Annotated in this window: 21 protein-coding genes; 20 read left to right on the forward strand and 1 reads right to left on the reverse strand. The window is 54.7% G+C overall.

Annotated elements, in window-relative coordinates; genetic code table 11:
- Positions 1–93: 93 nt before the first annotated feature.
- The 20 genes from hfq to E0L21_RS04820 all read left to right on the forward strand — a co-directional run bounded on the left by hfq (position 94) and on the right by E0L21_RS04820 (position 18,331).
- Complete coding sequence (hfq, locus tag E0L21_RS04725; protein WP_017459171.1) at positions 94–399, forward strand: RNA chaperone Hfq; 306 nt, start codon at positions 94–96, stop codon at positions 397–399.
- Between the two features lie 75 nt (positions 400–474).
- Positions 475–1,755 carry a ribosome rescue GTPase HflX gene (gene hflX / locus E0L21_RS04730; protein WP_131407221.1) on the forward strand — a complete coding sequence of 427 codons (1,281 nt, stop codon included), beginning with the start codon at positions 475–477 and terminating at the stop codon, positions 1,753–1,755.
- An 81-nt stretch (positions 1,756–1,836) separates the two neighbouring features.
- Positions 1,837–3,093 carry an FtsH protease activity modulator HflK gene (gene hflK / locus E0L21_RS04735; RefSeq protein WP_131407223.1) on the forward strand — a complete coding sequence of 419 codons (1,257 nt, stop codon included), beginning with the start codon at positions 1,837–1,839 and terminating at the stop codon, positions 3,091–3,093.
- A gap of 2 nt (positions 3,094–3,095) precedes the next feature.
- Positions 3,096–4,100, forward strand: coding sequence for a protease modulator HflC (hflC, locus tag E0L21_RS04740; RefSeq protein WP_131407225.1), 1,005 nt, complete (start codon positions 3,096–3,098; stop codon positions 4,098–4,100).
- Positions 4,101–4,172: 72 nt separating this feature from the next.
- The gene (locus E0L21_RS04745; RefSeq protein WP_017459167.1) at positions 4,173–4,370 is read left to right on the forward strand and encodes a DUF2065 domain-containing protein; all 198 of its coding nucleotides are present in this window, start codon (positions 4,173–4,175) and stop codon (positions 4,368–4,370) included.
- 102 nt (positions 4,371–4,472) lie between these two features.
- Positions 4,473–5,771 (forward strand): adenylosuccinate synthase, encoded by a 1,299-nt coding sequence (gene purA / locus E0L21_RS04750; protein WP_131407227.1) that lies wholly within the window; start codon positions 4,473–4,475, stop codon positions 5,769–5,771.
- Positions 5,772–5,921: 150 nt separating this feature from the next.
- Positions 5,922–6,347 carry a nitric oxide-sensing transcriptional repressor NsrR gene (nsrR, locus tag E0L21_RS04755; RefSeq protein WP_131407229.1) on the forward strand — a complete coding sequence of 142 codons (426 nt, stop codon included), beginning with the start codon at positions 5,922–5,924 and terminating at the stop codon, positions 6,345–6,347.
- 38 nt (positions 6,348–6,385) lie between these two features.
- Entirely contained in the window at positions 6,386–8,821 is a 2,436-nt protein-coding gene (gene rnr / locus E0L21_RS04760) for a ribonuclease R (RefSeq protein WP_131407231.1), read from the forward strand.
- A 185-nt stretch (positions 8,822–9,006) separates the two neighbouring features.
- Entirely contained in the window at positions 9,007–10,020 is a 1,014-nt protein-coding gene (cuyA, locus tag E0L21_RS04765; protein ID WP_131407233.1) for a D-cysteate sulfo-lyase, read from the forward strand.
- Complete coding sequence (gene cuyB, locus E0L21_RS04770) at positions 10,013–10,744, forward strand: cysteate racemase (protein ID WP_131407235.1); 732 nt, start codon at positions 10,013–10,015, stop codon at positions 10,742–10,744. The genes cuyA and cuyB overlap by 8 nt, the downstream gene beginning before the upstream one ends.
- Positions 10,745–10,821: 77 nt before the next feature.
- A complete protein-coding gene (locus E0L21_RS04775) occupies positions 10,822–11,829 on the forward strand; it encodes a taurine ABC transporter substrate-binding protein (protein WP_131407237.1) in 1,008 nt (335 codons plus the stop codon).
- Complete coding sequence (locus tag E0L21_RS04780; RefSeq protein ID WP_131407239.1) at positions 11,826–12,596, forward strand: ABC transporter permease; 771 nt, start codon at positions 11,826–11,828, stop codon at positions 12,594–12,596. Before E0L21_RS04775 ends, E0L21_RS04780 begins: the two co-directional genes overlap by 4 nt.
- Positions 12,596–13,375, forward strand: coding sequence for an ABC transporter ATP-binding protein (locus E0L21_RS04785; RefSeq protein WP_131407241.1), 780 nt, complete (start codon positions 12,596–12,598; stop codon positions 13,373–13,375). The genes E0L21_RS04780 and E0L21_RS04785 overlap by 1 nt, the downstream gene beginning before the upstream one ends.
- Positions 13,376–13,475: 100 nt before the next feature.
- Positions 13,476–14,210, forward strand: coding sequence for a 23S rRNA (guanosine(2251)-2'-O)-methyltransferase RlmB (gene rlmB, locus E0L21_RS04790; protein ID WP_131407243.1), 735 nt, complete (start codon positions 13,476–13,478; stop codon positions 14,208–14,210).
- Positions 14,211–14,336: 126 nt separating this feature from the next.
- Positions 14,337–14,738, forward strand: coding sequence for a YjfI family protein (locus E0L21_RS04795; RefSeq protein ID WP_131407245.1), 402 nt, complete (start codon positions 14,337–14,339; stop codon positions 14,736–14,738).
- 20 nt (positions 14,739–14,758) lie between these two features.
- A complete protein-coding gene (locus tag E0L21_RS04800) occupies positions 14,759–15,457 on the forward strand; it encodes a PspA/IM30 family protein (RefSeq protein ID WP_131407247.1) in 699 nt (232 codons plus the stop codon).
- Positions 15,457–16,116 carry a DUF2491 family protein gene (locus E0L21_RS04805; protein ID WP_131407457.1) on the forward strand — a complete coding sequence of 220 codons (660 nt, stop codon included), beginning with the start codon at positions 15,457–15,459 and terminating at the stop codon, positions 16,114–16,116. Before E0L21_RS04800 ends, E0L21_RS04805 begins: the two co-directional genes overlap by 1 nt.
- A 14-nt stretch (positions 16,117–16,130) precedes the next feature.
- Positions 16,131–16,529: a DUF350 domain-containing protein gene (locus E0L21_RS04810; RefSeq protein WP_131407249.1), complete on the forward strand. Its 399-nt coding sequence runs from the start codon at positions 16,131–16,133 to the stop codon at positions 16,527–16,529.
- A 9-nt stretch (positions 16,530–16,538) separates the two neighbouring features.
- On the forward strand, positions 16,539–17,165 hold the full coding sequence (locus E0L21_RS04815) for a DUF1190 domain-containing protein (protein WP_131407251.1): 627 nt from the start codon (positions 16,539–16,541) through the stop codon (positions 17,163–17,165).
- A 2-nt stretch (positions 17,166–17,167) separates the two neighbouring features.
- Positions 17,168–18,331 carry a glutathionylspermidine synthase family protein gene (locus E0L21_RS04820; protein WP_131407253.1) on the forward strand — a complete coding sequence of 388 codons (1,164 nt, stop codon included), beginning with the start codon at positions 17,168–17,170 and terminating at the stop codon, positions 18,329–18,331.
- 40 nt (positions 18,332–18,371) lie between these two features.
- On the opposite strand, the gene E0L21_RS04825 is transcribed toward E0L21_RS04820, so the two are convergent.
- Positions 18,372–19,661 carry an MFS transporter gene (locus E0L21_RS04825; RefSeq protein ID WP_131407255.1) on the reverse strand — a complete coding sequence of 430 codons (1,290 nt, stop codon included), beginning with the start codon at positions 19,659–19,661 and terminating at the stop codon, positions 18,372–18,374.
- Between the last annotated feature and the right edge of the window lie 23 nt (positions 19,662–19,684).

Raw genomic sequence — 19,684 nt, forward strand, 5'->3', positions numbered from 1 at the left:
TGTACAATTAAGTCGTATGACGCGCAAATTTTTACGCAGTTTTCAGAACTTACGGGTTCTAAGTACAAAACAAGCATATAAGGAAAAGATAGAATGGCTAAGGGGCAATCTTTACAAGATCCGTTCCTGAACGCACTGCGTCGGGAACGTGTTCCAGTTTCAATTTATTTGGTGAATGGTATTAAGCTGCAAGGGCAAATTGAGTCTTTCGATCAGTTCGTGATCCTGTTGAAAAACACGGTCAGTCAGATGGTCTATAAGCACGCGATTTCAACTGTTGTTCCATCTCGTCCGGTTTCTCATCACAGCAACAATGCCGGCGGCGGTACCAGCAGTAACTACCATCACGGTAGCAACGCGCAGGGCTCTGCACAGCAGGAAGGCGAAGAGACCGAGTAAGGTTGACGGCTGATTTTCCAGATCGGGGAGCCAGTAAAGCTGTGTTCCCCGCTGGTATTTTATGAGGGTTTACGCTTGTTTGACCGTTATGACGCCGGTGAGCAGGCGGTACTGGTACACATCTATTTTTCGCAAGACAAAGATATGGAAGACCTCCAGGAGTTTGAATCTCTGGTCTCTTCCGCCGGTGTCGAAGCAATGCAGGTGATTACCGGTAGCCGTAAAGCACCGCATCCAAAATATTTTGTTGGTGAAGGTAAAGCAGTTGAAATTGCGGATGCCGTAAAATCTGCGGGTGCTTCTGTTGTGCTCTTTGATCATGCGCTAACCCCAGCCCAGGAACGTAACCTGGAGAGACTGTGCGAATGTCGTGTAATCGATCGCACGGGTTTGATATTAGATATTTTTGCCCAACGTGCGCGTACGCATGAGGGGAAATTGCAAGTTGAGCTGGCGCAGTTGCGCCATCTGGCGACACGCCTTGTGCGTGGCTGGACCCACCTTGAACGACAAAAGGGCGGCATTGGTTTGCGCGGTCCGGGTGAAACCCAGCTCGAAACCGACCGTCGTTTGTTGCGTAATCGCATTACTCAGATCCTTTCGCGCCTCGAAAAGGTTGAAAAGCAGCGTGAGCAGGGGCGTCGTTCTCGCACGAAAGCCGATATTCCAACGGTCTCGCTGGTGGGATACACCAACGCCGGTAAATCCACGCTGTTTAACCAGATAACGGAAGCGCAGGTTTACGCGGCCGATCAATTGTTCGCCACCCTCGATCCGACCCTGCGTCGTATTGATGTCGCAGATGTCGGCGAAACGGTACTGGCAGATACGGTAGGGTTTATTCGCCACTTGCCACACGATTTGGTTGCCGCGTTTAAAGCAACCTTGCAGGAGACGCGCCAGGCGACACTATTGCTGCATGTGATTGATGCCGCCGATGTGCGAGTGCAGGAAAACATCGAGGCAGTGAACACCGTGCTGGAAGAGATCGACGCGCACGATATCTCAACGCTGTTGGTGATGAACAAAATCGATGTGCTGGACGATTTTGAACCGCGTATCGACCGGGATGAAGAAAACAAACCGATCCGTGTCTGGCTTTCTGCGCAGACAGGGGTTGGTGTACCACTGTTATTCCAGGCTTTGACTGAGCGCCTTGCGGGTGAAGTGGCGCAGCATACGCTGCGATTACCTCCGCAGGAAGGGCGTCTGAGAAGTCGGTTTTACCAGCTTCAGGCAATAGAAAAAGAGTGGATGGAAGACGATGGCAGCGTAGGTATGCAGGTGCGTATGCCGATCGTCGACTGGCGTCGACTCTGTAAACAAGAACCGGCACTCGAAGAGTACGTCGTTTGACCGGCAGTCTGAAGGTTTTTCCCCTTTGGGGGTGCCCGCCAAAGGCCGGGTATACACCGCAAATAAATATGGAGCACATACATGGCGTGGAATCAGCCCGGTAACAACGGACAGGACCGCGACCCGTGGGGAAGCAGCAAACCAGGCGGCAACTCTGAGGGAAATGGAAACAAAGGCGGTCGCGATCAGGGGCCACCTGATCTGGATGATATTTTCCGTAAACTGAGTAAGAAACTCGGTGGTCTGGGCGGTGGTAAAGGAACCGGTGGTAACCCAGGTTCCTCAGGCCCGCGCGGCCAGGTTGGCGGGCGCGTTGTGGGTATCGTTGCCGCCGCGATCGTTATTATCTGGGCTGCGACCGGGTTCTACACCATTAAAGAAGCGGAACGTGGTGTTGTAACTCGCTTTGGCAAGTTCAGCCATTTGGTCGAACCGGGTTTGAACTGGAAACCGACCTTTATCGATAACGTGACCCCAGTAAACGTGGAATCCGTTCGTGAACTAGCGGCATCTGGCGTGATGTTGACGTCTGATGAAAACGTCGTGCGCGTTGAAATGAACGTGCAGTACCGCGTCACCGATCCTGAGCGCTATCTGTTTAGCGTTACCAGCGCCGACGACAGCCTGCGTCAGGCCACGGACAGCGCGCTGCGCGGCGTTATCGGTAAATACACTATGGATCGTATTCTGACCGAAGGCCGTACCGTTATTCGTAGCGATACCCAGCGTGAGCTGGAAGAGACCATTCGTCCGTATAACATGGGGATTACCTTGTTAGACGTTAACTTCCAGGCTGCTCGTCCGCCGGAAGAGGTGAAAGCTGCGTTTGATGATGCAATTGCCGCCCGTGAAAACGAGCAGCAGTACATCCGTGAAGCCGAAGCTTATACCAACGAAGTTCAGCCGCGCGCGAACGGTCAGGCGCAGCGTATCCTCGAAGAGGCGCGCGCGTATAAAACGCAAACCATCCTGGAAGCACAGGGTGAAGTGGCGCGCTTTGCTAAGCTCCTGCCGGAATACAAAGCTGCACCGGAAATTACCCGTGAGCGTCTGTATATCGAAACCATGGAAAAAGTGCTGAGCCATACCCGCAAAGTGCTGGTTAACGATAAAGGTGGCAACCTGATGGTTCTGCCGCTGGATCAGATGCTGAAAGGCGGCAACGCCGCGCCTGCGGCAAAGAGTGACAACAGTGGCGCAAATAACTTGCTGCGCCTGCCGCCAGCGTCCAGCTCCGGTAGCAGCGCAAACAGCGCCCCCGCAACGTCTGCGGGAGATATCATGGACCAACGCCGCGTGAACGCGCAGCGTAACGACTACCAGCGTCAGGGGGAATAACGATGCGTAAATCAGTTATCGCGATCATCATCATCGTGCTGGTAGTGCTCTACACCTCTATTTTTGTGGTGAAAGAAGGCGAGCGCGGGATCTCGCTGCGCTTTGGTAAAGTGCTGCGTGATGATGAAAACAAGCCGTTGGTTTATGCGCCGGGCCTGCATTTCAAATTGCCGTTTATTGAGTCGGTTAAGCTGCTTGACGCGCGTATCCAGACGATGGATAACCAGGCAGACCGCTTTGTGACCAAAGAGAAAAAAGACCTGATCGTCGACTCCTACATCAAATGGCGTATCAGCGATTTCAGTCGTTATTATCTGGCGACCGGCGGCGGTGACGTCTCCCAGGCGGAAGTGCTGCTGAAACGTAAGTTCTCTGACCGTCTGCGCTCTGAAATCGGTCGTCTGGACGTAAAAGACATCGTTACCGATTCTCGCGGTCGTTTGACGCTCGAAGTACGCGATGCGCTGAATTCGGGTTCTGCGGGTACAGAAGACGAAGTGTCGACGCCTGCTGCCGATGACGCCATCGCGAAAGCGGCTGAGCGAGTTCAGGCTGAAACCAACGGTAAAGTGCCGGTTATCAACCCGAACAGTATGGCGGCGTTAGGTATTGAAGTGGTTGATGTGCGTATTAAGCAGATCAACCTGCCGACTGAAGTGTCGGATGCGATTTACAACCGTATGCGCGCCGAGCGTGAAGCGGTTGCCCGTCGCCACCGTTCACAGGGTCAGGAAGAAGCGGAAAAACTCCGTGCCACAGCGGATTACGAAGTTACTAAAACGCTCGCAGAATCTGAGCGTCAGGGACGTATTCTGCGCGGTGAGGGTGATGCTGAAGCGGCGAAACTCTTTGCTGATGCATTCAGCCAGGATCCGGACTTCTATGCCTTTATCCGCAGCCTGCGTGCATATGAAAGCAGCTTCCAGAGCAACCAGGATGTGATGGTGCTCAGCCCGGATAGCGATTTCTTCCGCTACATGAAAACGCCGACTTCCGCGACTCGTTAAGATAACCTGCGGTTTTCATCGTAAAAACCACCGCCTTTCCCGGCGGTGGTTTTGTGTTTATAAGGATCAGCAATGAATTCGACAATCTGGCTCGCTCTGGCGCTGGTTTTGGTACTGGAAGGGCTTGGGCCGATGCTCTATCCGCGTGCCTGGCGGCGTATGATTGCCTCTCTGAGCCTGTTGCCGGACCATCTTTTGCGTCGATTTGGCGGTGGGCTTGTGGTCGCGGGTGTCGTTATCTACTACATGTTGAGGAAAACGATTGGCTGAGGGAAATCAGGCGTTCTTTGGGCATTTTTGCACAGAAAAAGTGCTGAATCTGAAAAAAAGCGGTGGTAGAATCCATTTTTAAGCAAACGGTGATTTTGAAAAATGGGTAACAACGTCGTCGTACTGGGCACCCAATGGGGTGACGAAGGTAAAGGGAAGATCGTTGATCTTCTGACTGAACGGGCTAAATATGTTGTACGTTACCAGGGCGGTCACAACGCAGGCCATACTCTCGTAATCAACGGTGAAAAAACCGTCCTCCATCTTATTCCATCAGGCATTCTTCGCGAAAACGTCACCAGCATTATCGGTAACGGCGTTGTGCTGTCTCCCGCTGCGCTGATGAAAGAGATGAAAGAACTGGAAGACCGTGGTATCCCGGTTCGCGAACGTCTGCTGCTCTCTGAAGCATGCCCGTTAATCCTTGATTATCATGTGGCGCTGGACGTGGCGCGTGAAAAAGCGCGCGGCGCGAAAGCTATCGGTACTACCGGTCGGGGTATTGGCCCGGCATACGAAGATAAAGTTGCTCGTCGCGGTCTGCGCGTTGGCGATTTGTTCGATAAAGCCACTTTCGCCGACAAACTGAAAGAAGTGATGGAATATCACAACTTCCAGTTGGTGAATTTCTACAAAGTGGAAGCGGTTGACTACCAGAAAGTGCTGGATGATGTCATGGCGATTGCCGACATCCTGACGGCAATGGTTGTGGACGTTTCCGATCTGCTGGATCAAGCGCGTAAACGCGGCGATTTCGTGATGTTCGAAGGCGCGCAGGGTACGCTGCTGGATATCGATCACGGTACCTATCCGTACGTGACCTCCTCCAACACTACCGCTGGTGGTGTAGCGACCGGTTCTGGTCTTGGCCCGCGTTACGTGGATTACGTACTCGGCATCATCAAAGCTTACTCCACGCGTGTGGGCGCAGGCCCGTTCCCGACCGAGTTGTTCGATGATATCGGTGAGTTCCTCTGCAAGCAGGGTAACGAATATGGCGCAACGACTGGTCGTCGTCGTCGTACTGGCTGGCTGGACGTGGTTGCTGTGCGCCGCGCAGTGCAGATCAACTCCCTGTCTGGCTTCTGCCTGACCAAGCTGGACGTGCTGGACGGTCTGAAAGAGGTGAAAATCTGCGTTGCTTACCGCATGCCGGATGGCCGCGAAGTGACCACCACGCCGCTGGCGGCTGATAACTGGGAAGGTATCGAGCCGATTTACGAAACCATGCCTGGCTGGTCTGAATCGACCTTTGGTGTAAAAGATCGCAGCGGTCTGCCGCAGGCGGCGCTGAATTACATCAAACGCATTGAAGAACTTACCGGCGTGCCGATCGACATTATCTCCACCGGTCCGGATCGTACTGAAACCATGATCCTGCGCGATCCGTTCGACGCGTAATAGTGTTCAAGGGCGCGTAAATCGCGCCCTTTTTCTTCGCTTTTTTCACCCTTCCATTCAAATAAATTAGCGACCTGACTGGTGGCTGGTTTATCATCAATAGTGTCAATACCTGCGGGTATCTCATCTTTTCCCTTTTATGAGGTTGATGTGCAGTTAACGAGCTTTACCGATTACGGTTTGCGGGCCTTGATTTACATGGCGTCGCTGCCGGCAGGACAAATGACCAACATTACTGAAGTCACAGAAACGTATGGCGTGTCCCGTAATCATATGGTCAAGATAATCAATCAGCTGAGCCGTGAAGGCTACGTCGCGGCCGTGCGGGGGAAAAACGGTGGGATCCGCTTGGGGAAACCCGCGCAGGATATTCGTATCGGTGATGTTGTCCGCTCGCTGGAGCCGTTGGCGCTGGTCAATTGCAGCAGCGAGTTTTGTCACATTACCAGTGCCTGTCGCCTGAAAAAGGCGCTTGCTAAAGCCGTGCAAAGTTTTCTCAAAGAGCTGGATAACTATACGCTGGCCGATTTGGTTGAAGAGAATCAATCGCTTTACAAATTATTGCTGGTGGAATGACGAAAATTTCCACCAGAGCTGACAACGGAGGAACCGCAATGTCACAAGATCCTTTCCTCGAACGCGAATCTGAAAAATATACCAACCCCATTCCCAGCCGCGAATTCATCCTCGATCACTTAGCCAAACGCGAAAAACCTGCCAACCGGGACGAACTGGCTATCGAACTCAATATTGAAGGTGAAGAGCAGCAAGAAGCGCTGCGCCGCCGTCTGCGCGCCATGGAGCGCGACGGGCAATTAGTCTTTACCCGCCGTCAATGTTACGCCTTACCGGAACGTCTCGATCTACTCAAAGGCGTGGTGATTGGTCACCGCGACGGCTATGGTTTTCTGCGCGTTGAAGGTCGCAAAGACGATCTTTATCTCTCCAGCGAGCAGATGAAAATGTGTATTCACGGTGATCAGGTGCTGGCGCAACCGCTGGGTGCCGATCGCAAAGGCCGCCGTGAAGCGCGCATCGTACGTGTGCTGGTGCCGAAAACCGGGCAGATCGTCGGCCGCTACTTTACTGACGCAGGTGTCGGTTTTGTCGTGCCGGATGATAGCCGCATGAGTTTCGATATTCTTATCCCGCCTGAAGAGGTCATGGGTGCGCGCATGGGCTTTGTGGTAGTCGTTGAGCTGACGCAACGTCCAACTCGCCGCACCAAAGCGATCGGTAAAGTCGTCGAGGTGCTGGGCGACAATATGGGTACCGGCATGGCTGTTGATATGGCACTGCGCACCCATGAAATCCCGTATCAGTGGCCGCCAGAAGTAGAGAAACAGGTCGCCGGACTAAAAGAGCAAGTGCCGGAAGAAGCCAAAGTGGGACGCGTGGATTTGCGCGATCTACCGCTGGTGACCATTGATGGCGAAGACGCCCGCGACTTTGACGATGCCGTTTTCTGCGAGAAGAAACGCGGTGGCGGCTGGCGCTTATGGGTGGCGATTGCCGATGTGAGCTACTACGTGCGTCACGGCACTGCACTTGATAACGAAGCCCGCAACCGTGGCACGTCGGTTTATTTCCCGTCGCAAGTGGTGCCGATGCTGCCGGAAGTGTTGTCGAACGGCTTGTGCTCGCTGAACCCGCAAGTGGATCGCCTGTGCATGGTCTGTGAAATGACCATTTCCACAAAAGGGCGCTTAACCGGCTTTAAATTCTACGAAGCGGTAATGAGTTCCCATGCGCGTCTGACGTACACCAAAGTGTGGCATATGCTGCAAGGCGATCAGGAGTTGCGTGAGCAGTATGCGCCGCTGGTGAAACACATCGAAGAGCTGCATAACCTGTATAAAGTGCTCGATCAGGCGCGTGCTGAGCGCGGTGGCATCTCGTTTGAGAGCGAAGAAGCGAAGTTTATCTTCAACGCCGAGCGTCGCATTGAGCGTATTGAGCAGACTCAGCGTAACGATGCGCACAAGCTGATTGAAGAGTGCATGATCCTCGCCAACATCTCTGCGGCGCGTTTTGTGGAGAAAGCCAACGAGCCGGCCCTGTTCCGTATTCACGATAAACCGACCACCGATGCGATCACTGCGTTCCGTTCCGTGCTTGCTGAGCTGGGTCTGGAGCTGCCGGGCGGTAACAAACCGGAGCCGCGCGACTACGCCGAGCTACTGGAATCGATTGCCGATCGTCCGGATCACGAAATGCTGCAAACCATGCTGCTGCGCTCGATGAAACAGGCGATTTATGATCCGGAAAACCGTGGGCACTTCGGCCTGGCGCTGCAATCTTACGCGCACTTCACTTCGCCGATTCGCCGCTATCCGGACTTATCGCTGCACCGCGCCATTAAATATTTACTGGCAAAAGAGCAGGGGCTGAAGGGCAACAGCACCGAAACCGGCGGCTGGCACTACAGCATGGAAGAGGTGCTGCAACTGGGGCAACACTGTTCGATGACCGAACGCCGCGCTGATGAAGCCACTCGTGATGTCTCGGACTGGCTGAAATGCGACTTTATGCAGGATCAGGTCGGCAACACTTTCCCTGGCGTTATCGCCAGTGTTACTGGCTTTGGTTTCTTCGTGCGTCTCGATGATCTGTTTATCGACGGGCTGGTGCATGTCTCCTCGCTGGATAACGACTATTACCGCTTTGATCAGATCGGACAGCGCCTGATTGGCGAATCCGGTGGACAAACTTATCGCCTCGGTGACCGGGTGCAGGTGAAAGTCGAAGCGGTCAATATGGATGAGCGTAAGATCGACTTCTCGCTGATCTCCAGCGAACGCAGCCCGCGTAACGTGGGTAAAACCGAGCGTGAAAAAGCGAAGAAAGGTACGCCAGGCAAAAACGGCTCTGCTAAAAAGCCGCCGCGCCGCCAGATGAACAAAAAAGTGAATTTCGAGCCAGACAGTGCTTTCCGGAGTGAAGGCGGAAAAGGCAATTCGAAAAAAGCCAAAAAGCCGTCGGCGAAAACACAAAAAATCGCCGCCGCGACCAAAGCAAAACGCGCGGCGAAAAAGAAAACCGACCAGTAATATTACGAAGCCCTTCCTTGTGAAGGGCTTTTTTATATGTCTTAGTTATTTCCTGCACATTGATATCTGGTATTTATCGTTAGCCCGCGCACGCAGATCTATATAGTGAATATCCATCCTTAATTCATCCAATTAAAACCGGAGCATTATCGCTTCGGCATCTGCCTATTTTGCAAGGAGCGATTATGCATCTGGCCCGTTTCCCTCGTCTGTCTTTAGGGCATTTCCCCACGCCATTAGAGCCGCTGGAAAATTTAACCGCTTTACTCGGCGGCCCTAAATTATGGATTAAACGCGATGACGCAACCGGGCTTGCTACCGGCGGAAATAAAACGCGCAAACTGGAATTTTTACTGGCGGATGCGTTGGCGAAAAAAGCCGATGTGATCATCACCCAGGGTGCAACACAATCCAATCATGTTCGTCAGACCATTGCCGGGGCAGCAAAGCTCGGTTTGCCAACCAAAGTGTTGCTGGAAAAGCGCGTGACTGATTTTGGCGAGGCGTATCAGCGTTCCGGCAATATTTTGCTGGATGACCTGCTGGGCGGTGAGATTATCGCCCATTTGCCGGGCGGCACCGATATGCAGAACGCGATGGAAGAGCTGGCGCAACAGCTGCGCGAACAGGGGCATAACCCGTATGTCATTCCCGGCGGCGGTTCCAACCCCATCGGCGCGCTCGGTTATGTCGCCTGCGCCGAAGAACTGTTGTTCCAGTCATCCCAGTTACGCTTGCGCATCGACAGCGTGGTGCATGCCACCGGCAGTACCGGCACGCAAGCAGGGCTTGTTGCCGGTTTAACGGCGACTAATAGCCAGATCCCCGTACTCGGTATCAGCGTGCGCGCGCCAAAAGCGAAGCAGGAAGAGAACGTATGGAATCTGGCGTCGCGCACCCGTGAACTGCTGGGGGTTAGCGGTGAATTACCGCGTGAAGCCGTGGTGGCTAACAGCGATTACGTGGGGGAGGGTTACGGTCTGCCAACCGAAGGAATGCTGGAAGCGCTGACGCTGTTCGCCCGTCACGAAGGCATCTTGCTTGACCCGGTATACTCCGGCAAAGGTGCGGCCGGGCTTATCGACCTGATCCGTAAAGGCCACTTTGGTCGTGATGAAAACGTGGTATTTGTTCATACTGGCGGTTCTGCCGGGCTGTTTGGCTATCGTCAGGTGCTGGAAGCGCATCACCGTGGCTAAGCCCTTTTTGCTCGGTGTGCTGGGCGGCATGGGGCCGCTCGCCACGCTCGATTTTCAGCATCAGTTGCTGGTGGCAACCCCGGCACAGAGCGACCAGCAGCAATTGCCTTCGGTGGTCTGGAATGTGCCGCAAGTTGCCGATCGGCAAAAAGCCCTTGCCGGGCTTGGTCCTTCGCCACTGCCGCAGTTATTGCACGGCATCGAAAAGCTGAATCAGGCCGGAGCCAGCCACATTGCCATCCCGTGCAATACGGCGCATCACTGGTTTGAAGCGTTGAGCCGCGCCAGCGCCGCGCCGCTACTGCATATTGTCGATGCCACCGTGGAGCATCTGCTGAGCCTGCCGAAAAAGCCGCAGCGAGTAGGGCTGATTGCCACCCAGGGCACGCTGGACGCCGGCTGGTATCAGCGCGGGCTGGCGGCGCAGGGCATTGATGTGCTGCAGCCTTCCACAGAGGAACTACAGCAGTGGTTTGTCCCTGGCTGTTACGCGGTAAAACGCGGAGCGGTAAGCGAAGGCGGGGAACGGCTTGCGCTTCTGGCCGAGGCATTGCTGGCGCGTGGTGCTGAGCAGTTGCTGTTGGCCTGTACTGAAGTGCCGGTGGCTCTGCGTGCGGTGAATTCTCCTGTGCTTGACCTTTCCCACGATCCGGCGCAATTGCTGGCGCAACGCTGTGCCCACTATTGGCTGGAATATCGTGATTCTTATTTCACGCATACCTAATGCAATAATTTGAATAAATAAAACGACAACCGCCCGATATAGTGTTTCAGCGCTAATTAAATCTAAGGTTAAATAAAATGAAAAAAAGTCTCTGCTTATTACTGGCAGCGGGTAGCTTATGGGCCAACGCCAGCTTCGCAGCAACACCAACAGAAGTCCGCGTCGCATACAGCGGCGGTTCGCAGGTATTAATGCTGGCGAAAGCCGACGGCTCACTGGATAAAGCATTAAACAGCAAAGTGCAGTGGGTGCAATTCGCCTCCGGCGCGGATGCATTAAGTTATTTCGCCAGCAACGCCATCGATATTGCCAATTTCGGTTCCAGTCCGGCGACCGCCGGTATTGTGCGGAAATTACCCGTCGAAATTATTGGCGTTTCCGGTGTGATTGCCAGTTACGAACGCTTAATTGGCAAAGAGGGTATTCATCAACTTCGCGATATCGAAGGCAAACGCGTAGCCTACCCGCCGAATTCCACGGCGCAGTATGCGCTGGAAGCGGCGATCAGCGTCAATAAACTCGACCGCAGCAAAATCACGCTGCTGCCGCTGCGACCGGCAGAAATGGTGGCGGCCTGGAAACGTGGCGACATCGATGCGGGTTATGTCTGGGCGCCGTTTGCGCAAGAGCTGGAATCATCCGGTGGGCATCAGGTCTTCGCCACCAAAGATCTCCAGAAAGACGGCTACCTGATTTACAACAACTACGTCGTGCGTAAAGCCTTTGCTGAACAGTATCCAGAAGCGGTGACCGCCTTCTTGCGCGTTCATCAGCAGAAAGTGGATGAATTTAAAAAGGATCCGGAACGTGCCGCTGCCATTGTGGCGAAAGAGGTTGGCGCGCCGGTCACAACCGCAGCGAATACGCTTGGCGGGCTGGAGTACCCGACGCTGAGCGAGCAGGGTACGGCGGCCTGGTTGGGTAACGGGACGCAAACCAGCGACAGCGGTATCGGCAAAGCGCTGAGCAAAACTTCTAACTTCCTTGCCGGGATCGGCGAAATCCGCAAACGCGATATTCCAGCCAACTGGGACAACGCTATCGACTCCCGTTACATTCGTGATGCGGCGGCAACGGCAAAATGAAATTGCGTCAACATATCGCCATCAGCGTGCTGTCGGTGGCGGTTTTCTTTGCACTCTGGCAGATAGCGGCCACCCGGCAGTGGGTCGATCCGCTCCTGCTGCCATCGCTAACGGACATTGGGTTGACCGCCGAAGAGTTACTGGCCGATGGCTACCGCCAGGTGCCGCTGTGGCAACATATCGCGGTTAGCCTGGCGCGCGCGCTTGGCGCTTTTTCGGTCGCCATTATCATCGGCATTCCGCTGGGCTTGCTGATGGGCTTATCCGAGGGTCTCTCCGCCGTGCTTAACCCGTTTGTGCAGTTTCTGCGTCCACTGCCGAAAATCGCCCTTATCCCGCTGGCAGTTGTCTGGCTGGGGATTGGTGAAGCGTCGAAATTCTTTCTGATTTTCATCGCCACGTTTTTGAGCGTGGTAGTTGGCGCGAGCGCGGCGGTGGAACGCATTGGGCGTGCGCGAATTCGTGTGGCGCAAACGCTCGGCGCATCAAAAGGGCAGATCTTCCTGCGAGTGGTGCTGCCGGATGCGCTGCCGGAACTGTTTACCACTGTGCGGCTTTCTATCGGCATTGGCTGGACGTCGTTGATTGCAGCCGAAATGGTCGCCGCCAGTTCAGGCCTGGGCTGGATGGTAATAAACGCCAGTTCTTACTTACGTACGGATATCGTCATGCTCGGCATTCTGCTGCTGGGCGGCATTGGCTATCTACTGGATTTACTACTATTGGGGCTGCAACGCTGGTTGGTGCCCTGGGCGGGAAAAGAGTGATGACTGCGCATATCGCACTGGAAAAAGTGTCGCTAACCTTCGCGGCAAAACCGCAGCCGTTTACTGTGCTGGAGGATATCTCGCTGGCGCTGTCGCCGGGGGAATTTGTCGTACTGCTTGGCCCGTCGGGCTGCGGTAAATCCACCATTCTTAACCTGGTGGCTGGTTTTACTCGCCCGGATAGCGGGCAGGTGCTGGCGGGCGGCAAAGCGGTGCAGCAACCCGGACCATCACGGGGGATGATTTTCCAGCAACCGAACTTGTTTCCATGGTTATCGGTGCTGGATAACGTCACCTTCGGCCCACGGCTTGGCAAACATCGCAAAGAAGAGGTCAATGCTCAGGCGCTGGACTGGCTGGCGCGAGTTGGCCTGAAAGGGTTTGAACACCACGCGCCGTGGCAGCTTTCCGGCGGCATGAAACAGCGTGTGGCGCTGGCGCGCGCATGGCTGCCAGGGCCGGATGTGCTGCTGTTGGATGAACCGTTTGGCGCGCTTGATGCCCAAACGCGCCTGATGATGCAGGAGTTACTGCGCGACGCCTGGCTGGAAACCCGCACCACGCTGCTTTTCGTCACGCATGATGTGGAAGAGGCGCTGTTTCTCGCTGACCGCATTCTGATTATGTCGGCGCGCCCAGGCAAAATAGTTGAAGAGATTACGCTGCCGTTTGGTCGCGAACGCGATATTGAAACGATTGCGGGTCATCCGCAATACAGCGAGATCAAGCAACACGTGCTGCACCGCGTCCGGCTGGAGGCAAAGCGGCACCTGAGTTAGCGGAGGTACTTTCTGCGGCGTGTGTCGGTTATAATGAGCGCAAGTGATGAGTGTCACGGCCCACATAACGCGGCGAAACCGCCCCAAATGAGTACCATCAATGAGTGAAATGATTTACGGCATCCATGCGGTGCAGGCCCTGCTGGAGCGCGCCCCGGAGCGTTTTCAGGAAGTTTTTATTCTGAAAGGCCGCGAGGACAAACGTCTCCTGCCGCTGATCCACGCGCTGGAAGCACAAGGCGTGGTGATCCAGGTGGCGAACCGCCAGTATCTGGATGAAAAAAGCGAAGGCGCGGTGCACCAGGGGATCATTGCACGCGTGAAACCGGGGCGTCAGTATCAGGAAAATGATCTGCCGGATCTGATAGCCAGCCTCGATCAACCCTTCTTCTTGATCCTGGACGGTGTAACCGATCCGCACAACCTGGGGGCCTGTTTGCGTAGCGCAGACGCGGCGGGTGTGCATGCGGTGATCGTGCCGAAGGATAAATCCGCCCAACTGAATGCCACGGCGAAAAAAGTCGCTTGCGGTGCAGCAGAGAACGTACCGTTGATCCGCGTGACCAACCTGGCGCGCACCATGCGCGTGTTGCAGGAGGAAAACATCTGGATTGTTGGTACGGCGGGCGAAGCGGATCACACCCTGTTTCAGAGCAAAATGACCGGGCGCATGGCGCTGGTCATGGGCGCGGAAGGCGAGGGTATGCGCCGTCTGACGCGTGAGCATTGTGATGAGTTGATCAGCATTCCAATGGCGGGCAGCGTATCGTCGCTCAACGTTTCGGTAGCTACCGGCATCTGCCTGTTTGAAGCGGTGCGCCAGCGCGCACTTTAGGCTTCTAACGACCGGTAAAACCACCCTTATTCGGGTGGTTTTTTTTGCTCTGAAGACTGGTAGAATTTGCCGGCAGATATTTTCTCTTTTTACTTTTATTGCGATGGAATAATCAGGATATAAATAATGGCATGGACTGTAGAGACACTGAGCGCGGCATTATTGCAATCAACGACGCTTAATTTAACTATTCAACATGAAGCCGATGCGTTAATTATCAAGCTGGATGACTACGGCGATTTGCAATTAAATCTGTTACTGACTTCCCGGCAGATAATTATTGAAACCTATATTTGTCCTTTAAGTGAAATTAAACAGCAGGATGCTTTTAACGTTTTCCTGCTGCGCAATCAAAAACTCTTACCTTTATCTTCTGTTGGCATCTCGCCTGTCGGTGGGGAAGAGTATTATGTCGCCTTCGGCGCGCTGTCGCTTAACTCCTCGCTCGACGATATCCTGCTCGAAATCTCCACGCTTGCGCAAAACGCGCTGGATCTTGCTGAACTAACCGATGGTTTTACCCAATAACATTGTCAGGGAGTGGTTGTATGGGAATTTTAAAAAGCTTGTTTACGCTGGGTAAATCCTTTATTGCTCAGGCGGAAGAGTCGATTGAAGAGACGCAGGGTGTGCGCATGCTGGAGCAGCATATCCGCGACGCGCGCGCTGAGCTGGATAAAGCAGGTAAATCCCGCGTCGACCTGCTGGCACGCGTTAAGTTGAGCAACGACAAACTCAACGATTTACGCGAACGTAAGGAAAGCCTCGAAGCCCGCGCGCTGGAAGCAATGGCGAAAAATGTGGACGCCGGTTTGCTGAATGAAGTCGCCAGCGAAATTGCCCGTCTGGAAAATACCCTTGCGGCGGAAGAGCAAGTGCTGGCGAACCTTGAAAGGTCGCGCGATGCCGTTGAAAAAGCGGTGACCGCCACCGCGCAACGTATTGAGCAGTTTGAGCAGCAACTGGAAGTGATTAAAGCCACCGATGCGATGCAGCGCGCGCAACAGGCTGTCACCACCTCTACCGTAGGCGCGTCAAACAACGTGGCGACGGCGGCAGAGTCCCTGAAACGCCTGCAGGCGCGTCAGGCTGAACGCCAGGCCCGACTGAACGCGGCAACGCAGCTTGAGAAAGTGGCAGACGGGCGCGATCTTGATGAAAAACTGGCGCAGGCCGGTATTGGCGGCAGTGATAAAACCTCTGCACAGGATGTGCTGGCGCGTCTGCAACAGCAACAAAAACCGTGATGCTCTCTTTTCTGAAAAATCTGCTGGGGCGGCCTGATGCGGCGGCCCCGGTAAGAGGTCCGCTTGGGTTGCATCTGCACGCGGGTTTCACCATTGATACGCTGCTGTTCCGCCTGTGCGAAGACGATTTGCTGGTTCAGCTTCCCGGCGAAGAGTACACCATTGGCGCGTGCGGTTCGTTCGATCTCGGCGCCGGATGCATGATTCATCGCTACTACACAACGGGCGATGAGTTCCTGCAAATCAGCACCTCCGGCGGCCTGGAAACGCACAACATTGATGACATCAAACTGTTTGTGTATGAAGAGAGCGCGGGGGTTTCCGGTGAAAAAGCCTGGCGCGATATGCTGAGCGCAAACGCGATGGGTAAGCCCGCGCTACGTTGGCGCGATTGCCAGTGGCAGCGCGTGTTTAACGCTGAAGAGCGGGGCGATATCGAACCGGTCTACACATTGGAAACCGTCAACAACCACGCTGGCGCAAGCTGGGAAGTCCACAATTTTATGATGGCGTACCAGCGCGAAGTTACCGCTGACGTTTTTGAATATTTGCTGTTGAATGGCGAAGAGACATTCAATGGGCAAAACCAGCCGGAATGGATCTACTCGCGCGCGCTGGGGGTGGATATTCCCCTGACATCCTTAAAGGTCATTGGTTAATTATGGGAGTAGACATGCATATTCTGGGGGCGCTACTGGCGTTTTGCTCTTATTTCTTTATTGGCATTGCGATGGTGCTCTGTTTTCTTTTTGTTTATACGCGCATTACCCCACACGATGAATGGCGATTAATTAAAGAGAACAATGTCGCCGCCTCGTTAGCGTTTAGTGGTTCGCTGCTGGGCTATATTATTCCGCTCTCGAGTGCTGCCATTAACTCGGTGAGTATTCCGGATTATCTCATCTGGGGTGTTATTGCGCTGGTGGTGCAATTACTTGTTTACGGCGGTGTTCGTCTTTATATGCCGAAACTGAGTGACAAGATAATTAATAGCAATACTGCCGCCGGGTTATTTATGGGGGCGGCGGCACTGGCGGGCGGGATTTTTAATGCCGCCTGCATGACGTGGTAATGGAACATCATGGCCAGAAAGCGACCAAATCGGCAAAAAAATCCCCTTCTTTCGCCTGCGCAGAGCCGCGCCCAGCGGCCGATTTTCAGCCAGCCGAAAGAGCGTAAAAGCGGGCAGTACCTGACGCTGGCGATTATGGGTGGCGCAGCTTTTTTTGCTTTAAAAGGCTGCAACGATCATAAAGACGATAACGACGGTGACGGGGTGTATTACACCTCGCAGCAGGATTGTGTTGACGATGGTAACACCGCGCAGGTGTGTAACGATGCGTGGAATAATGCGCGCATGAACTTTGAGCAAGAGATCCCGCGCAATATGTCGCAGCCGTATTGCGTACAGCAATACGATAATTGCTACTACGACAATATTGGCCAGCGCTGGATGCCGGTGCTCAGTGGTTTTCTGCTCAGTAAAGCCTTGCGCAAAGACCGGGATGAGCAATACAGCTACAGCAGCGGCGGAAGTACCTACGCTTCCCGCCCGGTGTGGCGCAACCGCGACGGAGATTACAGCTGGCGCTCCGGTGGAACCAGCAGTGCGAGCAGCCATTATGGCTACACCACCAAAAAGGCAACCACCTCATCACGTGGCGGTTTTGGGCGCTCTTCCAGCGCGCGCGGAAGCTGGGGAGGCTAACGATGCTGCGTCATGATGTTGCTGTGCGCCCGGACCTCGAGCGGATCGCCCGCGATCACGGTTTCGACTTCCATATTATTGATAATGAAATCTACTGGGATGAGAGCCGGGCGTACCGTTTTACGTTGCGCCAGATTGAAGAGCAGATCGAAAAGCCGACCGCTGAACTGCATCAAATGTGCCTTGAGGTAGTGGATCGCGCCGTGGCGGACGAGGCGATCCTTCGCCAACTGGCGATCCCGCCGCTGTACTGGGATGCGATTGCCGAAAGCTGGCGTAACCGCGATCCGTCGCTCTACGGGCGGATGGATTTCGTCTGGTGCGGCAAAGACCCGGTGAAATTGCTCGAATACAACGCCGATACGCCGACGTCGCTGTACGAATCGGCTTACTTCCAGTGGCTGTGGATGGAGGATGCGCGGCGTAACGGTACGCTCCCGCGCGACGCCGATCAGTACAATGCCATTCAGGACAAGTTGATTGCCCGTTTCGCCGAAATCCAGAGCCGTAATCCGCTCTACTTCTGCTGCTGTAAAGGAACCGAGGAAGATCGCGGCACGGTGCTCTATCTTGAGGATTGCGCCCGCCAGGCTGGCCTCGATACGCGGTTTATTTATATCGAAGATGTTGGGTTGGGGCTGGGCGGTGTATTGACGGATCTGGATGATAACGTCATTCGCCAGGTGTTTAAGCTCTACCCACTCGAATGGATGATGCGCGACGAAAACGGCCCATTGCTGTGTAAACGCCGCGAGCAGTGGCTGGAACCGTTGTGGAAAAGCGTGCTCAGCAATAAGGGGCTATTGCCGCTGCTGTGGCGTTACTTCCCCAATCATCCGAACCTACTGCCCGCCTGGTTTGACGGGGAAAAACCACAAATCGCGGCGGGAACGAGCTATGTGCGCAAACCGCTGTTTTCCCGCGAAGGTGGCAATGTCACCCTCTTCGACGGGGCGCATAACGTGATTGACCATGAAGAGGGCGACTACGGTGAAGAACCGATGATCTACCAGGCTTTTCAGCCGCTGCCGCGCTTTGGCGACAGCTACACGCTGATTGGCAGTTGGGTGGTAGACGATGAAGCCGTTGGCATGGGCATCCGCGAAGATTGCACCCTGATTACCAAAGATACGTCGCGGTTTGTGCCGCATTACATCGCCGGGTAATGCACCGCCCGGCAAGCGCAACGCTGCCGGGCAACGAACGTTACTCTTCGAGCGAGCGCAAATGGTCATCTTTTTTGAGCGTCATCAGCGCCACAATGCTGACCAGCGCCGTTGCCATTACGTAATAGGCCGGGATGTCGACATTGCCCGTCTCTTTGATAAGACCGGTGATGATTAACCCCGCGCAGCCGGAGAAAAGCGCGTTCGACAGCGAATAAGCCAGCCCAAGCCCGGTATAGCGCACGCGGGTTGGAAACATCTCCGCAAGCATCGCCGGACCTGGCCCTGCCAGCATACCGACCAACCCGCCTGCCACTAGCACCACCACCGCTTTTATCGCCAGCGTGCTTGATTCCGCCTGCAAGATTTTCAGCAACGGCAATGCCAGGATCAGTAGCAGCGCAGTGGCAATCACCATCACCGCGCGACGCCCGATGCGATCGCTCAGGATGCCGGAGGGAATAATCGTCAGCGCAAAGCCAATATTGGATATCACCGCAATCAGTAGCGCCTGATTAAAGCCCGTGTGCAGCGCCGACTGTAAATACGCGGGCATGATAACAAGGTAGGTATAACCGGCGGCAGACCACACCATCACCCGGCCAATACCCATAAAGATGGCTTTAAACGTGTCGTTGAGCCGGGCGCGTTCGGCAACGGGGTGCGCCTGCTGTTGCACAAAACTAGGCGTCTCTTCCATGCTCACCCGAAGCCACAGCGCGACAACGCCCATCGGCAGCGCAAGGAAGAAGGGGATGCGCCAGCCCCAGTCATGCAATGCTTCTGGCGTCAGCAACGCGGAAAGCAGCGCCACAATTCCGGCACCTGCCAGCAGCCCCAGCGCCACGGTAAAAGATTGCCATGCGCCATACAGCCCGCGTTTGCCGCGCGGCGCGAACTCCGTCATCAGTGATACTGCGCCACCGTATTCGCCCCCGGCAAACAAACCCTGCAAAATGCGCAAACCGGTGATGATGAGCGGCGCGGCGACGCCAATGCTGGCATACACCGGAACCAGACCTATTGCGGCGGTAGCGAGCGTCATCATCACCAGCACGATAATCAGCGTCGGTTTGCGACCAATCCGGTCACCGATACGGCCGAACACCATTGCCCCCAGCGGGCGAAAGAAAAAGGCGACGGCAAAGGAGGCGTAAGTCAGGATCAGGCTGGTCAGCCCCGTTTCGCCCGAGAGCTGAAAGAAATTCTTCGCAATAACGGTCGCGAGAAAGCCGTAGACCGCGAATTCGTACCACTCGATAAAGTTGCCGATCGAGCCTGCAATTAAAGCGCGCTTGTGCGCATTCGGTGCACGTTGGGAAGCTGGCATTGGGATTCTCTTTGGCAAGGTGA

The sequence above is a fragment of the Kosakonia quasisacchari genome, from assembly GCF_004331415.1.
Taxonomy (GTDB): domain Bacteria; phylum Pseudomonadota; class Gammaproteobacteria; order Enterobacterales; family Enterobacteriaceae; genus Kosakonia; species Kosakonia quasisacchari.